The sequence below is a fragment of the Mycobacterium sp. URHB0021 genome, assembly GCF_054057895.1.
This window is the reverse complement of sequence record NZ_JBSRZT010000002.1, coordinates 2,520,202-2,538,752: the sequence shown is the minus strand read 5'-3', so window position 1 is coordinate 2,538,752 and position 18,551 is coordinate 2,520,202. Positions and strand designations below refer to the sequence as shown.

The following is an 18,551-nucleotide window of genomic DNA, read 5'->3' as shown; positions in this document are numbered from 1 at the left end:
GCTAGACGGGCGGCCGGAACGGCTCGGCCTGGCGGACCATGCCCGCCGCGCGGCCTTTGCCCGCGATCACCAGGGCCATCTTGCGGCTGGCCTCATCGATCATCTCGTCGCCGAGCATGACCGCGCCACGCGCGCCGCCGGCCCGCGAAGTGTGCCAGTCATAGGCCTCGAGGATCTGCTCGGCGTGGTCGTAGGCATCCTGTCGCGGGCTGAAGATCTCGTTGCCGGCCGCGATCTGGTCGGGATGCAACACCCATTTGCCGTCGTAGCCCAGCGCAGCCGACCGCCCGGCCACCCGACGGAACGACTCGACATCGCGCACCTTAAGGAACGGTCCGTCGATGGCGGCGATGCCCCGGGTGCGGGCGGCGACGAGGATGCGCATCAGCACATGGTGATAAGCGTCGCCGACGTCGTAGCCCTCCGGCTGTTCCCCGACCTCCAGCGTGCGCATGTTCAGGCTGGCCATCATGTCGGCCGGGCCGAGCACCAGCGCCTGCACCCGAGGGGCGGCCGCAATCGCGTCAATGTTGGTCAGGCCCTGGGCGTTTTCGATCTGCGCCTCGATGCCGATCCGGCCCTGCGGTAGTCCGTGAGCGGTCTCGAGTTGGTTCAGCAGTAGATCCAACGCATGGATGTGCGCGACCTCGGTCACCTTGGGCAGCACGATGATGTCCAGTGCGGCACCGGCCGCGGAGACCACCTCGATGACGTCGGCGTAGGTCCACGGCGTGGTCCAGTCGTTGACCCGGACGCCGCGAAGCTGCCCCGCCCAGCCCGGTTCAGTCAGCGCGGCCGCGGCCCGGGTGCGGGCCTCGCCTTTGGCATCGGGGGCGACGGCGTCCTCGAGGTCCAGGAACACCTCGTCGGCCGGCAGGCCCTTTGCCTTCTCGATCATTCTGGCGTTGCTGCTGGGAACGGACAGGATCGTTCGACGGGGTCGATACCGGTTATCCATAAGCACACTCTCTACCCTTTGATCCATGGCTGCGGTGAACAGGGTCTATGCGGCCCGGCTCGCGGGAATGGTGGTGCTGGGTCCCGATGGGGAGTCCATCGGTCGCGTGCGTGATGTGGTGATCAGCATCAGCACCACGCACCATCAGCCTCGAGTTCTCGGACTTGTCGTCGAATTGCTCACGCGCCGAAGGATTTTCGTCCCAATACTGCGCGTCACGGCCATTGAGCCCAGTGCCGTCACGCTCGCCACCGGCAATGTGTCCCTGCGCAGGTTCGCGCAGCGGCCCGGCGAGGTGCTGGTGGTGGGCGAGGTGATCGAAACCCGGGTGCGCGTCGACGACCCCGATCGCTCCGAGCTGGCCGGAATCGACGTCGTCGTCGTCGATCTGGGCATCGAGCTGACCCGCACGCGCGATTGGGTGGTGATGAAAGTCGCGGTGCGGCCGCAGCGTCGGCTCGGCCGTCGCGGCAATGTCGTCATCGTCGACTGGAACCGCGTACAGGGTCTGACGCCGTCCGGACTCGCCATGCCCGACCAGGGGGTGGCCCAGTTGCTGGAACAGTTCCTGGGCCAGCGCCCGATCGAGGTGGCCGACGCGATTCGCGAGCTGCCCGCCAAACGCCGCCTGGAGGTGTTCAAGGCGCTCGACGACGAACGCCTCGCCGACGTGCTGCAGGAGCTTCCCGACGACGAGCAGGCCGACATACTGCGGCAATTGGAGACCGAGCGCGCCGCCGATGTGCTCGAAGCGATGGATCCCGACGACGCGGCCGATCTGCTGGGCACGATGACGCCCGCCGATGCCGAACAGTTTCTGCGCCGGATGGATCCCGAGGAGTCCGAGGATGTCCGACGGCTGCTCAGCCACTCCCCCGATACCGCGGGCGGATTGATGACCTCCGAACCGGTGGTGCTCGCCCCCGACACCACCGTGGCCGAGGCGCTGGCCCGGGTTCGCGATCCCGACCTGACCCCCGCGGTGGCGTCGCTGGTGTTCGTCGCCCGACCGCCCACCGCGACCCCGACCGGCCGGTATCTCGGATGCGTGCACCTGCAACGACTGCTGCGCGAACCGCCCGCCGCACTGGTCAGCGGCATCGTCGACACCGACCTGCCGAGCCTCCGCGCAGAGGACTCGCTGTCCGCCGTCACCCGGTACTTCGCTGCCTACAATCTGGTCTGCGGTCCGGTGGTCGACGATGAAAATCACCTTCTGGGTGCGGTGTCCGTGGACGATGTACTCGATCATCTGCTTCCCGACGACTGGCGGGAGCGAGAAGAACCCGAGCTGTTCGCCGCGCCGCCGGAGGCCGCGGGCCGAGCTGCAGAAGGGGTGACATGAGCGACTTGACGGCGCGCCAGCGGCTGGACACCCCCCGCGTCTCGCGGCGCCGAATTTCGTTCAACGTCGACGCCGAGGCCGTCGGGAATTTCAGTGAGTCGATCGCGCGATTTCTCGGCACCGGCCGTTATCTGGCGTGGCAGACCATCCTCGTCGTGGTTTGGATCTGCCTGAATCTCTTTGCGGTGGGGCTGCGCTGGGATCCGTATCCGTTCATCCTGCTCAATCTCGCATTCTCCACGCAGGCCGCCTATGCCGCGCCATTGATCCTGTTGGCGCAGAACCGTCAGGAGAATCGCGACCGGGTGTCGCTGGAGGAGGACCGCAGGCGCTCCGAACAGACCAAGGCCGACACCGAATATCTGGCCCGCGAGCTGGCCGCCCTGCGGTTGGCCGTCGGCGAGGTGGCCACTCGCGATTACCTGCGCCGCGAACTCGAGGAAGTGCGCGAAATGCTGACCGAATTGCGGGAGGCAACCGACTCCTCGATCGGCGATGGCCCGGGGAGATCGGAGAATTCAGAGCGAAGGGCAAAGCGGACGAGCTGAATTGCTCTCGCCATTGCGGCAACGAGCGAAGCCAGACTATGTATGGTGACTTGATTCACATTGCACTTTGGTAACAGCACACCTTAGGACGGTTGAGTGCACATAGGGGGAAGGACCGCCCTCGAGCAAGCGCGAAGCCGCGCAGGCCGAGCGGTTCGTACGCCTGCGTTCGGTATCGCTGTGATCGCCCCGATCGTCCTGGCCGGCGCCGTGGGCGCGTCCGCGCCGTCGTCCGTCACGCCTGTCCGCAATTCGGCGGTGACGCCTCTGGCCGCCGTCGAGCAGTCCCCGGGTAACCGCTCCGGCGTCACCGTCGTCGCAGTCACCAAGACCCCGACGGCTTTTCACATCGCCGCCGCGACCGTCTCCTCTCCTCCGCCCGCCGCGGTAGTCAATTCGCCCGGCTCGCTTCGCATTCCATCAATGGCCCTGTCCGCCTACCGCAATGCCGAACGGATGATGGCGGCGGCCGCCCCCGGCTGCGGCGTGAGCTGGAATCTGTTGGCGGGAATCGGCCGGATCGAGTCGATGCACGCCAACGGCGGCGCGACCGACGCCGGCGGCACGGCGGTGCGGCCGATCTACGGTCCCACGCTGGACGGGTCACTGCCCGGCAATGAGATCATCGTGCAGAGCCGCTCGGCCGACCGGGTCAACTACGCCCGCGCGATGGGGCCGATGCAGTTCCTGCCCGGCACGTGGTCGCGGTACGCCTCCGACGGTGACGGCGACGGCAAGGCCGACGTGCAGAACCTCTACGACTCGACGCTGGCGGCGGCGCGGTACCTGTGCAGTGGCGGGCTCAACCTCCGCGATCCGTCTCAGGTGATGGCGGCGATTCTGCGCTACAACAACTCGGTGGCCTACGCCCGTAATGTGCTGGGCTGGGCCGGTGCTTACGCAACGGGTGTGGTGCCGGTGGATCTACCGCCGATCACCGGACCGGTGCCGCCGATCGGCGATACACATCTTGACAACTACCAGGGCCTCGGACCGGGGCTGCCGATGAACGCCGCCGGGCTACCGGCCAGCGACCCACTGGCGCTGATGCCACTGGTGAACGGCAGCGTCGCCAGCCAGATCCCCGTTTACCCTGGCCAATCGCTCGGCCCGCTGCCGGGACCGGCGCCCGCTGCGGTTCCGGTTGCGCCGCCGCCGGAGCAGCCCGCGCCGCCGCCGTGGCTGCCGCCGTGGCTACACCCGCCCCCGGCCGCCCAGACGCTGCCGCAACGGCCCCCCGAGTGCGCGGTGTTCTGCATTCAGAGCACACCAGTGCCCGCCGCTGTGCCGCAGGCGCCTGCCCTGGCGTCAGCGCCGGGTGCCGTCGCGCCGCAGGCCACCCCGGCCGAGGCGCCCAATGCGGCGCCGCCGGCACCGTTCGGACTGCCACCGCCGCCACCGACACCGTTCGGGCTGCCGGCGCCGCCCCCGGCCCCCGAACAGCCGGTCGGCGTGCTGCCGCCCGCGCTCGGACCTGCGCCCGGTCCGGTGAACTGACCGGAGTCCAGCGGCCGCCGTCGGATGAGCCCGGCGAGTCGGCCTAGACTCGCAGGTGATGTCACAAAATCGCACCGACCTGGAATCCGCGGTTCGCGCCGCGCTCGGTAAGGTGATCGACCCCGAACTACGGCGGCCGATCACCGAAGTCGGGATGGTCAAGAACGTCACCGTCGACGCCGATGCCGGCGTGCACGTCGAGATCTACCTGACGACCGCGGCCTGTCCGAAGAAGAACGAGATCTCCGAGCGCGTCAACCACGCGGTCGCCGATGTGCCCGGCACCGGGGCGGTGAAGGTCAGCCTCGATGTGATGAACGACGAGCAGCGCACCGAACTGCGCAAGCTGCTGCGCGGCGACTCCCGCGAACCCGTCATCCCGTTCGCCCAGCCCGGCTCACTGACCAAGGTGTACGCCGTCGCGTCCGGGAAGGGCGGCGTCGGGAAGTCCAGCGTGACGGTGAACCTGGCCGCCGCGATGGCCACCCGCGGCCTGTCCGTCGGCGTGCTCGACGCCGATATCTACGGGCACTCCGTCCCGCGCATGATGGGCACCACCGACCGGCCCACCCAGGTCGAGTCGATGATCCTGCCGCCGGTCGCCCACGACGTCCGGGTGATTTCGATCGCGATGTTCACCCAGGGCAACACCCCGGTGGTGTGGCGCGGGCCGATGTTGCACCGGGCGCTGCAACAGTTCCTGGCCGACGTGTACTGGGGTGACCTGGACGTGCTGCTGCTCGACCTGCCGCCCGGCACCGGCGATATCGCGATCTCGGTCGCCCAGCTGATCCCCGGTGCGGAGATCCTGGTGGTGACCACGCCGCAACTGGCCGCCGCCGAGGTGGCCGAGCGCGCCGGCGCGATCGCCCTGCAGACCCGTCAGCGCATCGCCGGCGTGGTCGAGAACATGTCCGGCCTGCTGCTGCCCGACGGCACCACCATGCAGATCTTCGGCGAGGGCGGCGGCCGCCGCGTCGCGGAGAGCCTGTCGCGGGCGGTCGGCGCCGACGTACCGCTGCTGGGCCAGGTGCCCCTGGACCCGACGCTGGTGTCGGCGGGTGATTCTGGTGTGCCGCTGGTGCTGTCGGCACCCGATTCGGCGGCGGGCAAGGAATTGCGCGGCATCGCCGACGCGCTGTCCAGTCGCAAGCGTGGGCTCGCCGGCATGTCGCTCGGGTTGGATCCCGCCGGCCGCTGACGGTCGGCATATCGATCTCGGCGACGCGTCCGGGATGGCATCATCAGGCGCGATGGATTCTGAGCAGGTCATTCGCATCGCCCTGACGGTGGTCACGCCGATCCTGACCGCTGGAATCGGCATCGTCGCCCTCGTCATCGGCGACTGGCGGGAACGCCGAACCCAACACGGCCGGCGCAAGCTGGCCGTCGAAGACGCCGGCAGGCAGGTGGCGTTCGCTCAGGAGTGGTTCAACGCCAGCAAGCTGATCGCACCCGATGCGCAACAGCGGGCCGCCGCGCGCGCGCAGGCCTGGCTCGACGAAGCCGCGGAACTCCTCGCCGTCTCCAAGCCGGAGAAGGATGCCGACGAGAGGCGATCCGTCACCGCCCGGCGGTTGCTCCTCGCCTACCCGATGCACCGCCGGGGCGCGAGAATTCTTCGCGGCTTCTATTACTTCTTCATCGGCATGGTGGTCCTCCAGGTCAGTGGGGCGCTGGGATCCGCCTTCGGCCGAACGGACACGCTCGGCATACCCAACTACTTCTCGGGTGGGCTGATCTACGCCGACCTCATCGGCATCTTCCTGTACACGCTCATCGCGATGGCCTTCCGGTTCTGGTCGTTGCGCGCGGAGGAATCTCGGGCCGCTGTCGCGCCGAGAAGCCGGATGACGTTTCGGCGCGCGTGTCTGCTGTACAGGTTCAACGGGTCGAGGGCCGCCGTTGCGCGCTTGGTCTTCCACTGCTGGGTGGCGTTGACGGTCCTGGTCGCGGTCCTGACGGTGCTGAGCACGGTCGACGACCCAAGGGTGTTGCCCTCCAACCTCGTTGCGTTCGTCGCTTGGGCCGGATGGGGAATCGGCCTGCGCTACTGGGCGGTCTCACTGAACGAACGCACGACGATCAAAGCCAGGCCGGCCGGCTAGGTGGCGTCGGTGTCGAAGGGTGTCGCCGTCGGCTCCGCGGGCGGGTTGACCGGCTGCGGCGACGACGATGACACCGGTTTCTCCTGCGCCTTTTCCGGCCCGTCGAATTTGCCGGTGAAGAACGAGTCGTCGCCGTCGAGCAGATGCTTGGTGAGCGCGGCGCGCGGCGTCATGCCCCGCAGTTTCTGCAACTCGCTGAGCGGTTCGCGCAGGTCCTCGAACTCCGGGCCGAGATCCTCACGCAGCTGGCTGGTCGCCCCGCTGACGTAGTCGCGCGCCTGACGCAGCGCGCCCGAGGTCCAGCGGATCGCGCCCGGTAGCCGTTCGGGTCCGAGGATCACCAGACCGGCGATCACCAGGACCAGCATCTCGCCCCAGCCGACGTTGGCGAACATCGTTTAAGTGCTGTTGTCCGGGCCGGGCGTGATCGTGAGGGTCACGTTGCGGCCCTCGCGGACCACCTCGATCGGAGCGGGCTCGCCGATCTTGAGCTGGCGCACCGCGACCACGAACTCGTCCGCATCGGCGACCGTGCGGTTGCCGATCTTGACGACGACGTCGTTCTCCAGGACGCCCGCCTTCTCGGCGGGACCGCCCGCCTTCACATTGGCGATCTGCGCTCCGGAGGCGATGTCGTTGCTGACCGATCGCGCGGTCAGGCCCAGCGTCGGATGGGCGATCTTGCCGTCCTCGATCAGGGTCTGGACCGTGTTCTTGACCTCGTTGACCGGGATGGCGAAGCCAAGGCCGCTGGCACTGTCGGACAGCGACTTGCCCGCGGTGTTGATGCCGATCACGTCGGAATCCATGTTGATCAGCGGGCCGCCGGAGTTGCCGTGGTTGATCGCCGCGTCGGTCTGCACGCCGTCGATCACGGTGTCGGTGTCGGAGCCGTCGCCCGACAACGGCACCGGCCGGTGCAGCGCGCTGATGATGCCGTGGGTGACCGTGCTGCGCAGACCCAGCGGGGCACCGGCGGCGATCACCTCGTCCCCGACGTGCAACTTCTCGGAGTCACCGAGTCGCGCCACCCTGAGATTGTCGACGTTGTCGACCTTGAGCACCGCCAGGTCGGTCTTCGGGTCGCGGCCCACAAGGTTGGCCGGGACCTCCTTGCCGTCGTTGAACACGACCGACAACTTGTACTGGCTGGGGTTGGTGGCGGCCTCGGAGATTACGTGGTTGTTGGTGACGATGTAGCCACGGCCGTCGATGACCACGCCGGAGCCCTGCGACCCTTCGCTGTCGCTGGTCGCCTCCACCGTCACCACCGAATCGGCAACGGCGGCAGCGACTTTGGCAAAACGGCCGGCCGGGATATCGGGGTTGTCGTCGGTTTCCAGCGTCACCTTCGACGTGGTGAACGCCTCGACCACCTCGGCGGTCTTGCGCCCCACCCAGCCGCCGGCGAAGCCGATCACCAGCGCGACGATCCCCAGCACGGCCAGCGCGACATAGGACACCCTGCCGCCGAACAACACGTCGCGGACACCGAGCTTGCCCATTCCGACGTTCGATGTCGCGGGCGCCGTCTGCGGCAGCGCGGGCGTACCGAGCGCGGCGGCGGCGCCGGGATCGCGCCATGGGTCGTCCGGTTCGTCGGCGCCCTGCCCGTCACGCTCGGCATCGAGCGCGCCGGCGTCGGCCGGATGACGCTGCAGCGAGTCACCGCCGGAGTAGGGGCGGCCGAATGCCTCGGCGAGCACCGGGTCCGGCGCCTGATCGGTCGGGGTGTACTCACCCTGATCGCGATAGCGGTCCAGGCCCACGAACGATCCGTCGACACCGTCGGGCCGACCGAATGCGCGTCGCGAGGCCGGATCGACCGGTGGACGCGAGACGGGGCGCGGCTCCAGGCGCTCGCGCCCGGTCTGGTCCAGATTGGTCACCCGTTCATCACCCTCTATTGACGCGCCCGCCATCGCGAGCACTGGTCGCTGCTCGAACTTGCATTCACCCTACCGGCGCCTGCGCCGGGTACGCGGCATGCCGTCAGCTAACTGCGACGGTTCCGGCTGCTCCGGCGGATGCTGCGCGGTGTCGTGCGGGATCTGCGACAACATCCCCAGAAGCGAACTCGGGATGACGATCGGACAGGAATCCCGCAACGCGGCACGTGCCTGGCGCTGCGCGTCCACCTCGGTCGCGCACTCCGGGCACAGCGACAGATGATGCGCGGCGCGCAGGTGCGCGGTCATCCGAAGTTCGCCGTCGACGAACGCCGCGATGGCCTCGCTCGAGAGATGCTCGGTGGAGCCGAACTGCCTTGGGCCGACGGGCGTTTCGCTCTGCGAAGCGAACTGGGCGGGCAGCCAGGAGAATGCGCGTCGGAACACGTGTCCCGGGTCGACCATCACCCAGCTCCTCTCCCCGTTATGCACGTCCCCACGAAGTACGTGTGTGCATGATGTACTCAGTTGAATGTAGCGCGGCAGCCTGTGCCCGACACCGGCGAACACTCAGGCAGATTTGAGAGCGCTGTCCGGATGAGTGGCCAGGTAGTCGCGCAACGCCTGTCTGCCGCGGTGAATGCGGCTCCGCACCGTGCCCAGCTTGACGCCCAGCGTCGCGCCGATCTCCTCGTAGGACAGCCCTTCGATGTCGCACAGGACCACGGCGGCGCGGAATTCCGGCGGGAGTGAGTCCAGCGCGGCCTGCAGGTCCGGGCCGAGCCGGGAGTCGTGGTAGATCTCCTCGGGGTTCGGCTCGTCGGCGGGCACGCGGTCGTAGTCCTCGGGCAGGGCCTCCATGCGGATGCGGCCGCGGCGCCGAACCATGTCGAGGAACAGGTTGGTGGTGATGCGGTGCAACCAGCCTTCGAACGTGCCGGGCTGATAGTTCTGCACGGAGCGGAAGACGCGGATGAACGTCTCCTGGGTCAGGTCCTCGGCGTCGTGCTGGTTGCCGGACAGGCGATAGGCCAGCCGGTACACCCGGTCGGCGTGCTGACGGACCAGCTCATCCCATGACGGCATGGTGGTCTTGTCGCCGGTCGCATCGAACACCGCGGTGCCGCTCAACTCGTCGGCGGGCTCAACCCACTCCGCGTCGGTGTACTGCTCGCGATGCGCCATGGAGACAGGGGCAGCAGCGGCATTTGTCGTGGTGGTCGTCAGATCCTCCTGGTCAGAGCCGTCACCGGTCATCGACGGCCCGATGTCGATGGCAACATGAATATCAAGGTCGTTATTCCCGAAATGCCAGCGTCCGCCGTCTTCCATGGGACATACCGTCTCCGACCGGGGTGTGCTTGGCATATGAGCAAACTGAACATTTCCTGAGAAAGATTGCTACCCATTTTTCAACGAGCGAAACCGGGCGTTTTCGCCCACATTCTCGCCTGTGGACGCGGGCGTGTCGCGGTGTTGGGCAACACGGGTTGGCTCTACGCTGCGGACATGGACGACGCGGCGGGTCAGGACCGGGGCCGCACCGGGGGCGACAGTGAGACCCGGGGCCGCACCGGCGGCGACAGTCAGACCAAGCCCACCCGGGCCGAGTCGATCGTCGCGCACGCCGAACAGTCCATCTCCGAGGACGCCATCGTCGCCGCTGCCCGTGAGCGCGCCGTCGACATCGGCGCGGGCGCGGTGACGCCGGCGGTCGGGGCACTGTTGTGCGTGCTGGCCAAGCTGACCGGCGCCAAGGCCGTCGTCGAGGTCGGCACCGGCGCCGGCGTCAGCGGACTGTGGCTGCTGTCCGGGATGCGCGAGGACGGCGTGCTGACGACGATCGACGTCGAGCCCGAGCACCAACGGACCGCCAAGCAGGCGTTCGCCGAAGCCGGTATCGGCCCGGGACGCACCCGCCTGATCGGCGGCCGGGCGCAAGACGTGCTCACCCGCCTCGCCGACGGGTCCTACGACGTGGTGTTCATCGACGGCGACCCGGCCGATCAGCCACAGTTCGTCATCGAGGGCATCCGGTTGCTCCGGCCCGGTGGCGCGATCGTGGTGCATCGGGCCGCCCTCGGCGGCCGTGCGGGCGATGCGAACGCCAACGATGCCGAAGTCAGCGCGGTCCGTGAGGCCGCGCGGCTGATCGCCGAGGATGAGCGGCTGACGCCGGTGCTCGTCCCACTCGGCGACGGCCTGCTCGCCGCCGCCCGCGACTGACTTCTTTGCCCCGAAACAACGTTCCCGGTCGTTGATCGGGCGGATTGACGACCCGGAACGTTGTTTCGCCGGGCGTTTGACCATTTTTACGGATTCCTGACGGGGAGCCGCTTGACCATCCGCTGAACACGCGTTTAGTGTACTGAACATGCGTTCAGCTTCAGACGATCGCACGGGCATCGCCCGGATCCGCGACGCCGCGATCGACCAGTGGGGGCGGCACGGGTTCGGCGTGGGACTGCGCAAGATCGCCGAGGCCGCCGGGGTGAGCGCCGCGCTCGTGATCCACCACTTCGGCTCCAAGGAGGGCCTGCGCAAGGCCTGTGACGACTACGTGGCCGAAGAGATCCGCACCGGGAAGTCGGCGTCGCTGCAGAGCAAGGATCCGGCCGATTGGTTCGCCCAGATGGCCGAGATCGAGTCGTACGCGCCGATGATGGCCTACCTGGTGCGCAGCATGCAGTCCGGCAGCGAGCTGGCAAAAATGCTGTGGCGCAGAATGATCGACGACGCCGAGATCTACATCGAGGAAGGCGTGCAAGCCGGCCTCATCAAGCCGACCCGCGATCCGCGCGCCCGCGCCAAGTTCCTCGGCATCAACAACGGCGGCGGATTCCTGCTGTACCTCCAAATGCACGACAACCCAACCGATCTGCGGGCGGTGCTGCACGACTACGGCGAGGAAATGGTACTGCCGGCGCTGGAGATCTACTCGAACGGCCTACTGACCGACTCGACCATGTACGACGCATTCCTCGAACAGCGCGAGAACGGCGTCACGTTCACATCGGACAAAGGAGATGGCGATGACGGCCCAGACAAACAAGCGGGCTGACCCGACCGACCGGTCGCAGCCGGCGGTCGAGATCCGCGGTCTGTCCAAGTCGTTCGGCCGGACCCAGGCTCTTGACGGCCTCGACCTCACGGTCGCGCCGGGCGACATCACCGGATTCCTCGGCCCCAACGGCGCGGGCAAGTCGACGACCATCCGGGTCCTGCTCGGACTGCTGCGTGCCGACGGTGGGACCGTGCGACTGCTCGGGGGCGATCCTTGGCGTGACGCCGTCGCACTGCACCGGCGGATCGCCTACGTGCCGGGCGATGTGACGTTGTGGCCCAACCTCACCGGCCTGCAAGCCATCGATTTCCTCGCCCGGCTTCGCGGCAACGGCGTCGACACCCGTCGCCGCGACCAGTTGATCGAGCGATTCGAACTCGACCCGCACAAGAAGGCCCGCACGTACTCGAAGGGCAACCGGCAGAAGGTGGCCATCGTGGCGGCATTCTCGACCAATGCCGAGCTCTACATCCTCGACGAGCCGACGTCCGGCCTTGACCCGTTGATGGAGAAGGCGTTTCAGACCTGCGTCGAGGAGGTCGCCGACCACGGTGCCGCGGTCCTGCTGTCCAGCCACATCCTCGCCGAGGTGGAGAAGCTGTGCGACAACGTCACGATCATCCGCGACGGTCGCACCGTGAAATCGGGGACCCTCGAGGAGCTGCGGCATCTGATGCGTACCAACATCACCGTGCGCACCCGCGGTGACGCCAGTGGACTGCAGTGGATGGCGGACGTGCACGACTTCGAGAGCCAGGACAACGCGGTCCGGTTCTCGGTGGACCGCACCGATCTGGACTCCACCATGGAACGTCTCACCGATCTGGGTATCGAACAGCTCACCGTGACACCGGCCTCGCTGGAGGATCTGTTCCTGCGCGAATACCAGGGAGTGGAGCGATGACCACCACCCTGGTGCCGCACGCCGGTCGCCATGAGGCCGCCGCGGCCGGCCCGCCGTGGACCGGCGTCGGCAGCCTGATCATGCTGGCACTGCGCCGAGACCGGGTCCGGCTCAGCGTGTGGATCGCGATTCTGACGCTGATGATGGTCTACGCACCGAACACGATCGAGATGGCCTACCCGGAGGAGGCCCAGCGGCTCGCCCGGGTGAACCTGATGAAGACACCCGCCGGAACGATATTGGGCGGGCCCATGTTCGGCGTCAACGAAGCCGACCTCGGTGTGATGATGGCGAACGAGCTGATGCTCACACTGATCGTGGCGGCGTCGATCTTGTCGGTCTTCACCGTCATTCGGCACACGCGCTCCGAGGAGGAAAGCGGCGCGGCCGAATTGGTGTTGTCGTCGGTGGTCGGGCGCTACGCGCGCACCTCCGCTGCACTGATCGTCGCCGGCGGCGTCAACGCGATACTGGCGGTCACCATGACGGTCGCCATGGCGTCCACGGGATTCGCCGTCGCCGACACCGCGGCGATGTGTCTGGGTGTCACCGGCGTTGCCATGGTGTTCGGTGCCGCCGCCGCGGTGACCGCCCAGCTCTGGCGTCAATCGCGGACGGCGACCGGAGCGGCGCTGGCACTGCTGGCCATCGCGGCACTGATCCGCGGAATCGGCGACGTGATCAACAATTCCGGCAGCGCGTTGAGCTGGTTCTCCCCCATCGCATGGGCCCAGCAGATGCGTGCGTTCGTCGATCTGCGGTGGTGGCCGTTCACGCTGCTGGGGGTACTGGCCGTCGCGTTGATGGCGCTGGCCGCAGCGCTGGAGGGCCGGCGACAATACGACGACGGCACCATCCCGTCGGCCGGTGAAAAGCCGAACGCCCGCCCGATCACGGGAGTCTTCGGCTTGCACCTGACGCTGCATCGCGGTCAGACGATCGGCTGGGCCGTCGGATTGTTCCTGGCGGGGCTGGCATTTGGCTCGATGACGAGATCGCTGACCGATGCTGCGCAGGACAACCCGCTGCTGGCGCGGGTGCTCACCGCGCAGGGCAACGATGGCGTGTACACCACGATGACGCAGTTCCTGGCCGCCGCGGCCACCGCCTATGTCGCCAGCGCCGTGCTGCGCGTGTCCAGCGACGAGGAGTCGGGCCTGGGTGAGGCGGTGCTGGCCGGTGCGGTGTCGCGCTGGACGTGGTTGATGACTGCCGTGGCCTCGGCCCTGCTCGGCTCGCTCGTGTTGATGTTCTTCGCCGGGCTGGGCAACGGGCTCGGCGCCGGCATCACGCTCGGCGAACCGGGCACAGTGCTGCGCCTGACGCTGGCCGGACCGGCATACCTGCCCGCAATGGCTGTGGTGGCCGGTGTCGCAGCGCTGGCGGTAGCGGTCCGGCACACGTGGCTCGGTTGGCTGGCGGTCACCTTCGTCGTGGTGTCGCTGTATCTCGGTGCGCTGCTGCGGCTGCCCCGATGGCTCATCGACCTGTCACCGGTCGGCCGTACCACCGCACCGTCGAGTCTGTCCATCGGCGCGCTGACGGTCATGGTCGTCGTCGGCGCGGCGCTGACCATGAGCGCCGGCTGGTTCTACCGCAGCCGCGACGCACTGTAGAGAGAGGTGAAGGACATGAAAACCGCACTCCGAGCGGTCCTGACCACCGTCATCGGCCTCGCCGCCTTCCTGCTGATGGTGTTCTGGCCGGCGGGGACGTTCGACTACTGGCGCGGCTGGGCGTTCATCGCGGTGTTCGCCGCCGCGACGACGATCCCCAGTATCTACCTGGCGGCAACCAATCCGGAGGCGCTCAAACGGCGGATGCAGGCGGGGCCCGCGGCCGAGTCCCGGCCGTTGCAGAAGGTCATCATCACGATCGCGTTCGTCTCGATAGTTGCGATGATCGTGGTGAGCGCGTTGGACTTTCGCTTCGGCTGGTCATCGGTGCCCGCGGCGGTCTCCGTGTTCGGTGACGTGCTGGTCGGCGTGGGGCTGCTGATAGCGATGATCACGACGATCCAGAACGGATACGCGGCCGCGAACATCAACGTCGAGTCCGACCAGAAGGTGGTGTCGACGGGCGTGTACTCCGTTGTCCGCCATCCGATGTACTTCGGCAATGTGGTGTTGATGATTGGCACTCCATTGGCACTCGGTTCGTACTGGGGACTGCTGTTCGTGATCCCGGGATTGGCGGTGCTCGCCACCCGCATCATCGACGAGGAGAAGCTGCTGAGCCAGGAGCTCGCCGGCTATCCCGATTACGCCCAACGGGTCCATTACCGGCTGGTGCCCTATGTCTGGTGAAGGAGCAACCGTGAAGATGTTGGTGCAGGCCGTGGTGACGAGCCTGTTCGGCCTGCTGTTCTTCGGTGTGCTGCTGTTCTGGCCCGCGGGGACGTTGGCCTATTGGCAGGCATGGGTTTTCATCGCGATCTTCGCCGGGCTGTCATGCGGCCCGACCGTGTACTGGGCCTTGCGCAGGCCTGACGTGCTGCGCCGCCGCATGCGCGCCGGCCCGACGGCCGAGACCAGACCGGCGCAGAAGCTCGCCATCGTGGGCACCATCGCCACTGTCGTCGCGGTGTGTGTGGTCAGTGCCCTCGATCATCGCCTCGGTTGGTCGCAGGTGCCGTTGGCGGTCGTGGTGGTCGGCGACGTCCTGGTCACGCTCGGGCTGGCCATGGCGATGATCGTCGTCAGCCAGAACAGTTTCGCGGCCGCCACCATCACGGTCGAAGCGGACCAGACCGTGGTATCGACCGGTTTGTATGGCATGGTGCGGCATCCGATGTACGTCGGCGCGCTGATCATGATGATGGGCATGCCACTGGCGCTCGACTCCTTCTGGGGTCTGGTCACTCTCGTCCCGGGCGTGGCGATGCTCGCCTTGCGGATCGACGACGAGGAGAAGATGCTCCGCAACGAGCTCGCCGGCTACGACGAGTACATGCACAAGGTGCCCTACCGGCTGGTGCCCGGCCTCTGGTGATGGCGAGCCGCCGACCACCCGGCGACGAACACGACGACAACGGTGAAGCGCAGCACCGTGTTGGTGATCATCGTGGCGTTCACCGCGGTCAGGCTCAGGTAGACGATGTCGAGGATTCCACTGGCCAGATGCAGCACGACGAAGGTCGTGACGATGAGCCGCAAGGCGTCGAGGTCGGTGATCCGGATCGCGCCGAATGACAGCACGGCGACGGCCAACTCGGCCGCGCCGACCAGATAGACGAGCAGGTAGTCCGGCCGCTCGACGGCGATGCCCACGGCCGAGGGGATCGCGGTCGGCAACACGGTGAGCACCACCGCACCGGCCAGCGTTATCAACCCATGAACGAGGAAGATCACCCTCAGGGCTTTCATATCGTCACTCCTGTCGTCTCGGCCCGCGTTCATCCGTCATATGAGTGACGACCCGCGCGCGCGGAGTATGACGCGGACGACGACAAGGGGAGGTGCGGTGCCTACGGAGCCGTTCGAGGAGCACCGCCCGCATCTGCGGTCGGTGGCGTTCCGGATGCTGGGTTCGGCCGGCGAGGCCGACGACGCCGTACAGGAGGCATGGCTGCGGATGCACCGCGCCGACATTCGCGGGGTCCGCAATCTGCGCGGCTGGTTGACGACCGTCGTCGCACACATCTGCCTCGACATGCTGCGCGCCCGCAACACCCGAGCCGACGAGCCGCTCAGCGAAGTCACCGCGACCGCAGTGCCCGGCGCCGTCCTCGACCCCGAAGCCGAAGCGGTGCTGGCCGACTCGGTCGGGGTGGCCCTGATGGTGGTACTTCAGACGCTGTCACCGGTCGAGCGGCTGGCGTTCGTGCTGCACGACATGTTCGACCTGCCGTTCGCCGAAATCGCCCCGATCGTCGGGCGATCGGAGAACACGGCCGCCCAGCTCGCGTCCCGGGCCAGGCGCCGGGTGCGTGGGAAGACACCCGGGCCGGCAACCGACCTCGGGCGTCAGCGCAGGCTCGTCGACGCATTCCTCGCCGCCGCCCGCGACGGCGACTTCGACGCCCTGCTGGCGGTGCTGGACAGCGAGGTCGTGCTGCGCGTCGACGCGGCCGCGGCGGGATCGGCGACCACAATTCGCGGCGCGCACGCGGTCGCCAGCAATGCGCGGGCCTTCGCGGCCAACGCCCGCTTCGCCGACACGGCTCTGGTCGACGGGGCGGTCGGCATTGTCGTCGCACCCGAGGGCAGGCTGACGCTGGTGCTGCGGTTCACCGTCATCGACGCCAAGATCGCCGGGATCGACATCGATGCGGACCCGGCGCGCCTGAGTCGTTTCAGTCTGGCCATCCTCGACTGACCCGCGCCCATAATGCACAGATGGAACTGCTGACCGGTTTCGGGCTGGCCACCGCGGCGGGGTTGAACGCCTACATCCCGCTGCTGGCCCTCGGACTGCTCTCGCGGTTCACGGATCTGGTGACGTTGCCGCACAGCTGGGCCTGGCTCGAGAACGGCTGGGTCATGACGGTCGTCGCCGCACTGCTCGTCGTCGAGATCGTGGCGGACAAGATCCCCGCCCTGGACAGCGTCAACGATGCGATCCAGACGTTCGTGCGGCCGACGGCCGGCGGCATCGTGTTCGGCTCCGGCACGGCGGCACAGACGTCGGCGGTGGCCGATCCCGGTGCGTTCGCGCAGTCGGGGCAGTGGATTCCCATCGCCGTCGGCGTGGTGACCGCACTGGTGGTGTCGCTGACGAAGTCGGCGGTGCGGCCCGCCGCCAATGTGGCGACCGCGGGGATGGCGGCGCCGGTGTTGTCCACGGTTGAAGACGTCGCCAGCGTCGGCCTGGTGTTCCTGGCGATCCTGATCCCGGTGCTGGTGCTGGTGGCGCTCGTCGCCCTGGTCTGGGCCGGCTTCCGGATGCTGCGCCGACGCCGGAAGAGAAGGACGCCGTCGCGCCAACGGATCGGCGACGCCGAACCGGATTAGATCCAGATGCCCTTGCCGACCGCGACGACGCCGCCGGCGCTGATTGCGAACCGCTCCCGGTCCTTCTCGAGGTCGACGCCCACCATCTCTCCCGGCCCGACGACAACGTTTTTGTCCAGGATCGCATGGCGCACCACCGCGCCGCGGCCGATCCTGGTACCGGGCATGATCACGCTGCCCTCCACGATCGCGCCGTCGTCGACCACCACGTTGGACGACAACACTGAATTGCGGACCGACGCGGCCGAAATGATGCTGCCCGCGCCGACGACGGATTCCTGGGCGGAGCCACCGTTGACGAACTTCGCGGGCGCGAGCATCTCGGACTCGCCGCGGATCGGCCAGCGCTTGTTGTAGAGGTTGAACACCGGGTGCACCGACACCAGATCCATGTGAGCGTCGTAGAACGCGTCGAGCGTCCCGACGTCGCGCCAGTAGCCGTGGTCGCGTTCGGTCGCGCCCGGCACCTCGTTGTTGTGGAAGTCGTAGACGGCCGCCATGCCGTCACCGACCAGGCGCGGGATGATGTCGCCGCCCATGTCGTGGTCGGAGTGGTCGTCGTCGGCGTCGGCGCGGATCGCGTCGATGAGCACCTTGGTGGTGAAGATGTAGTTGCCCATCGACACGAACGTCTGCTCGGGGTCGTCGGGGGTGCCGGGCGGATCGGCCGGCTTCTCCACGAACTCGCGGATACGTCCGGACTCGTCGGCGTCGATGCAGCCGAAGGCACTGGCTTCGGCGCGCGGCACCCGGATGCCGGCCACCGTCGCCCCGGCACCGCTCTCGATGTGGAACTGGACCATCTGCTCGGGGTCCATGCGGTACACGTGGTCGGCGCCGAACACCACGATGTAGTCCGGGTCCTCGTCGTAGATCAGGTTCATCGACTGATAGATCGCGTCGGCCGACCCGGTGTACCAGCGCGGGCCGAGTCGCTGCTGAGCGGGAACGGGCGTGATGTACTCGCCGGCAAGCCCCGACAAGCGCCAGTTCTGCGAGATGTGGCGATCCAGCGAATGCGACTTGTATTGGGTGAGCACACAGATTCGCAAATATCGGGCATTGACCAAGTTCGACAGCACGAAATCGATCAACCGATACGCGCCGCCGAACGGGACCGCCGGCTTGGCACGGTCGGCCGTCATCGGATACAGCCGCTTGCCCTCCCCGCCGGCCAGGACGATACCCAGCACGTGTGGCAACTCCCGCATAGAAACAAACCTATCGGCAGGTTCTGCCGTCGGCTAGGCATTCGCACTATTGATCGTGATGTCCGGGGCTGTCTG

At 67.6% G+C, this 18,551-nt stretch carries 20 protein-coding genes; 13 read left to right on the top strand and 7 right to left on the bottom strand.

Annotated features, from left to right (window positions below; translation table 11 throughout):
- Position 1 precedes the first annotated feature (1 nt).
- Positions 2-958 carry an HpcH/HpaI aldolase/citrate lyase family protein gene (locus tag ACVWWN_RS14770; protein WP_457144570.1) on the bottom strand — a complete coding sequence of 319 codons (957 nt, stop codon included), beginning with the start codon at positions 956-958 and terminating at the stop codon, positions 2-4.
- 25 nt (positions 959-983) lie between these two features.
- On the opposite strand from ACVWWN_RS14770, the gene ACVWWN_RS14765 reads away from it, so the two are divergent.
- The 5 genes from ACVWWN_RS14765 to ACVWWN_RS14745 all read left to right on the top strand — a co-directional run bounded on the left by ACVWWN_RS14765 (position 984) and on the right by ACVWWN_RS14745 (position 6,456).
- Positions 984-2,303 (top strand): magnesium transporter MgtE N-terminal domain-containing protein, encoded by a 1,320-nt coding sequence (locus ACVWWN_RS14765; RefSeq protein ID WP_457144569.1) that lies wholly within the window; start codon positions 984-986, stop codon positions 2,301-2,303.
- Positions 2,300-2,851: a DUF1003 domain-containing protein gene (locus ACVWWN_RS14760; RefSeq protein ID WP_457144568.1), complete on the top strand. Its 552-nt coding sequence runs from the start codon at positions 2,300-2,302 to the stop codon at positions 2,849-2,851. Before ACVWWN_RS14765 ends, ACVWWN_RS14760 begins: the two co-directional genes overlap by 4 nt.
- Before the next feature lie 96 nt (positions 2,852-2,947).
- Positions 2,948-4,348, top strand: a complete 1,401-nt coding sequence (locus tag ACVWWN_RS14755) for a lytic transglycosylase domain-containing protein (RefSeq protein ID WP_457144567.1) — start codon at positions 2,948-2,950, stop codon at positions 4,346-4,348.
- A 58-nt stretch (positions 4,349-4,406) separates the two neighbouring features.
- Positions 4,407-5,549 carry an Mrp/NBP35 family ATP-binding protein gene (locus tag ACVWWN_RS14750; protein ID WP_457144566.1) on the top strand — a complete coding sequence of 381 codons (1,143 nt, stop codon included), beginning with the start codon at positions 4,407-4,409 and terminating at the stop codon, positions 5,547-5,549.
- Positions 5,550-5,601: 52 nt separating this feature from the next.
- Positions 5,602-6,456, top strand: a complete 855-nt coding sequence (locus ACVWWN_RS14745) for a hypothetical protein (protein WP_457144565.1) — start codon at positions 5,602-5,604, stop codon at positions 6,454-6,456.
- On the opposite strand, the gene tatB is transcribed toward ACVWWN_RS14745, so the two are convergent.
- From tatB to sigE, 4 genes are all read right to left on the bottom strand, one after another.
- Positions 6,453-6,851 carry a Sec-independent protein translocase protein TatB gene (gene tatB / locus ACVWWN_RS14740; protein ID WP_457144564.1) on the bottom strand — a complete coding sequence of 133 codons (399 nt, stop codon included), beginning with the start codon at positions 6,849-6,851 and terminating at the stop codon, positions 6,453-6,455. The two genes, ACVWWN_RS14745 and tatB, sit on opposite strands and share 4 nt — an antisense overlap.
- A 3-nt stretch (positions 6,852-6,854) precedes the next feature.
- On the bottom strand, positions 6,855-8,345 hold the full coding sequence (gene htrA / locus ACVWWN_RS14735; RefSeq protein ID WP_457144563.1) for a serine protease HtrA: 1,491 nt from the start codon (positions 8,343-8,345) through the stop codon (positions 6,855-6,857).
- Between the two features lie 69 nt (positions 8,346-8,414).
- The gene (gene rseA, locus ACVWWN_RS14730; RefSeq protein ID WP_457144562.1) at positions 8,415-8,810 is read right to left on the bottom strand and encodes an anti-sigma E factor RseA; all 396 of its coding nucleotides are present in this window, start codon (positions 8,808-8,810) and stop codon (positions 8,415-8,417) included.
- A 105-nt stretch (positions 8,811-8,915) separates the two neighbouring features.
- Complete coding sequence (gene sigE / locus ACVWWN_RS14725) at positions 8,916-9,677, bottom strand: RNA polymerase sigma factor SigE (RefSeq protein ID WP_457144561.1); 762 nt, start codon at positions 9,675-9,677, stop codon at positions 8,916-8,918.
- A gap of 177 nt (positions 9,678-9,854) precedes the next feature.
- Between sigE and ACVWWN_RS14720 the strand changes: the two genes are divergently transcribed.
- The 6 genes from ACVWWN_RS14720 to ACVWWN_RS14695 all read left to right on the top strand — a co-directional run bounded on the left by ACVWWN_RS14720 (position 9,855) and on the right by ACVWWN_RS14695 (position 15,304).
- Positions 9,855-10,571: an O-methyltransferase gene (locus tag ACVWWN_RS14720; RefSeq protein WP_457144560.1), complete on the top strand. Its 717-nt coding sequence runs from the start codon at positions 9,855-9,857 to the stop codon at positions 10,569-10,571.
- 148 nt (positions 10,572-10,719) lie between these two features.
- The gene (locus ACVWWN_RS14715) at positions 10,720-11,406 is read left to right on the top strand and encodes a TetR family transcriptional regulator (RefSeq protein ID WP_457144559.1); all 687 of its coding nucleotides are present in this window, start codon (positions 10,720-10,722) and stop codon (positions 11,404-11,406) included.
- Complete coding sequence (locus tag ACVWWN_RS14710; protein ID WP_457144558.1) at positions 11,378-12,313, top strand: ATP-binding cassette domain-containing protein; 936 nt, start codon at positions 11,378-11,380, stop codon at positions 12,311-12,313. The genes ACVWWN_RS14715 and ACVWWN_RS14710 overlap by 29 nt, the downstream gene beginning before the upstream one ends.
- Positions 12,310-13,929 (top strand): ABC transporter permease, encoded by a 1,620-nt coding sequence (locus tag ACVWWN_RS14705; protein ID WP_457144557.1) that lies wholly within the window; start codon positions 12,310-12,312, stop codon positions 13,927-13,929. Before ACVWWN_RS14710 ends, ACVWWN_RS14705 begins: the two co-directional genes overlap by 4 nt.
- A gap of 15 nt (positions 13,930-13,944) precedes the next feature.
- The gene (locus tag ACVWWN_RS14700; RefSeq protein ID WP_457144556.1) at positions 13,945-14,619 is read left to right on the top strand and encodes a methyltransferase family protein; all 675 of its coding nucleotides are present in this window, start codon (positions 13,945-13,947) and stop codon (positions 14,617-14,619) included.
- 10 nt (positions 14,620-14,629) lie between these two features.
- Positions 14,630-15,304: a methyltransferase family protein gene (locus tag ACVWWN_RS14695; RefSeq protein ID WP_457144555.1), complete on the top strand. Its 675-nt coding sequence runs from the start codon at positions 14,630-14,632 to the stop codon at positions 15,302-15,304.
- Here ACVWWN_RS14695 and ACVWWN_RS14690 read toward each other — a convergent pair.
- The gene (locus tag ACVWWN_RS14690) at positions 15,277-15,678 is read right to left on the bottom strand and encodes a hypothetical protein (RefSeq protein WP_457144554.1); all 402 of its coding nucleotides are present in this window, start codon (positions 15,676-15,678) and stop codon (positions 15,277-15,279) included. The two genes, ACVWWN_RS14695 and ACVWWN_RS14690, sit on opposite strands and share 28 nt — an antisense overlap.
- Before the next feature lie 97 nt (positions 15,679-15,775).
- Here ACVWWN_RS14690 and ACVWWN_RS14685 point away from each other — a divergent pair, with 97 nt between their 5' ends.
- Positions 15,776-16,630: a sigma-70 family RNA polymerase sigma factor gene (locus ACVWWN_RS14685; protein WP_457144553.1), complete on the top strand. Its 855-nt coding sequence runs from the start codon at positions 15,776-15,778 to the stop codon at positions 16,628-16,630.
- A 20-nt stretch (positions 16,631-16,650) separates the two neighbouring features.
- Entirely contained in the window at positions 16,651-17,265 is a 615-nt protein-coding gene (locus tag ACVWWN_RS14680) for a DUF4126 domain-containing protein (RefSeq protein WP_457144552.1), read from the top strand.
- On the opposite strand, the gene glgC is transcribed toward ACVWWN_RS14680, so the two are convergent.
- Positions 17,262-18,476 (bottom strand): glucose-1-phosphate adenylyltransferase, encoded by a 1,215-nt coding sequence (gene glgC, locus ACVWWN_RS14675; protein WP_457144551.1) that lies wholly within the window; start codon positions 18,474-18,476, stop codon positions 17,262-17,264. The two genes, ACVWWN_RS14680 and glgC, sit on opposite strands and share 4 nt — an antisense overlap.
- Positions 18,477-18,551: the final 75 nt, after the last annotated feature.

Coding starts and splice junctions, on each gene's coding strand:
- tatB (WP_457144564.1), bottom strand. CDS start 6,851: ATGTTCGCCAACGTCGGCTGGGGCGAGATGCTGGTCCTGGTGATCGCC.
- ACVWWN_RS14700 (WP_457144556.1), top strand. CDS start 13,945: ATGAAAACCGCACTCCGAGCGGTCCTGACCACCGTCATCGGCCTCGCC.
- ACVWWN_RS14690 (WP_457144554.1), bottom strand. CDS start 15,678: ATGAAAGCCCTGAGGGTGATCTTCCTCGTTCATGGGTTGATAACGCTG.
- rseA (WP_457144562.1), bottom strand. CDS start 8,810: ATGGTCGACCCGGGACACGTGTTCCGACGCGCATTCTCCTGGCTGCCC.
- ACVWWN_RS14770 (WP_457144570.1), bottom strand. CDS start 958: ATGGATAACCGGTATCGACCCCGTCGAACGATCCTGTCCGTTCCCAGC.
- ACVWWN_RS14705 (WP_457144557.1), top strand. CDS start 12,310: ATGACCACCACCCTGGTGCCGCACGCCGGTCGCCATGAGGCCGCCGCG.
- ACVWWN_RS14680 (WP_457144552.1), top strand. CDS start 16,651: ATGGAACTGCTGACCGGTTTCGGGCTGGCCACCGCGGCGGGGTTGAAC.
- ACVWWN_RS14745 (WP_457144565.1), top strand. CDS start 5,602: ATGGATTCTGAGCAGGTCATTCGCATCGCCCTGACGGTGGTCACGCCG.
- ACVWWN_RS14720 (WP_457144560.1), top strand. CDS start 9,855: ATGGACGACGCGGCGGGTCAGGACCGGGGCCGCACCGGGGGCGACAGT.
- ACVWWN_RS14750 (WP_457144566.1), top strand. CDS start 4,407: ATGTCACAAAATCGCACCGACCTGGAATCCGCGGTTCGCGCCGCGCTC.
- ACVWWN_RS14710 (WP_457144558.1), top strand. CDS start 11,378: ATGACGGCCCAGACAAACAAGCGGGCTGACCCGACCGACCGGTCGCAG.
- glgC (WP_457144551.1), bottom strand. CDS start 18,476: ATGCGGGAGTTGCCACACGTGCTGGGTATCGTCCTGGCCGGCGGGGAG.
- ACVWWN_RS14715 (WP_457144559.1), top strand. CDS start 10,720: ATGCGTTCAGCTTCAGACGATCGCACGGGCATCGCCCGGATCCGCGAC.
- sigE (WP_457144561.1), bottom strand. CDS start 9,677: ATGGAAGACGGCGGACGCTGGCATTTCGGGAATAACGACCTTGATATT.
- ACVWWN_RS14765 (WP_457144569.1), top strand. CDS start 984: ATGGCTGCGGTGAACAGGGTCTATGCGGCCCGGCTCGCGGGAATGGTG.
- ACVWWN_RS14760 (WP_457144568.1), top strand. CDS start 2,300: ATGAGCGACTTGACGGCGCGCCAGCGGCTGGACACCCCCCGCGTCTCG.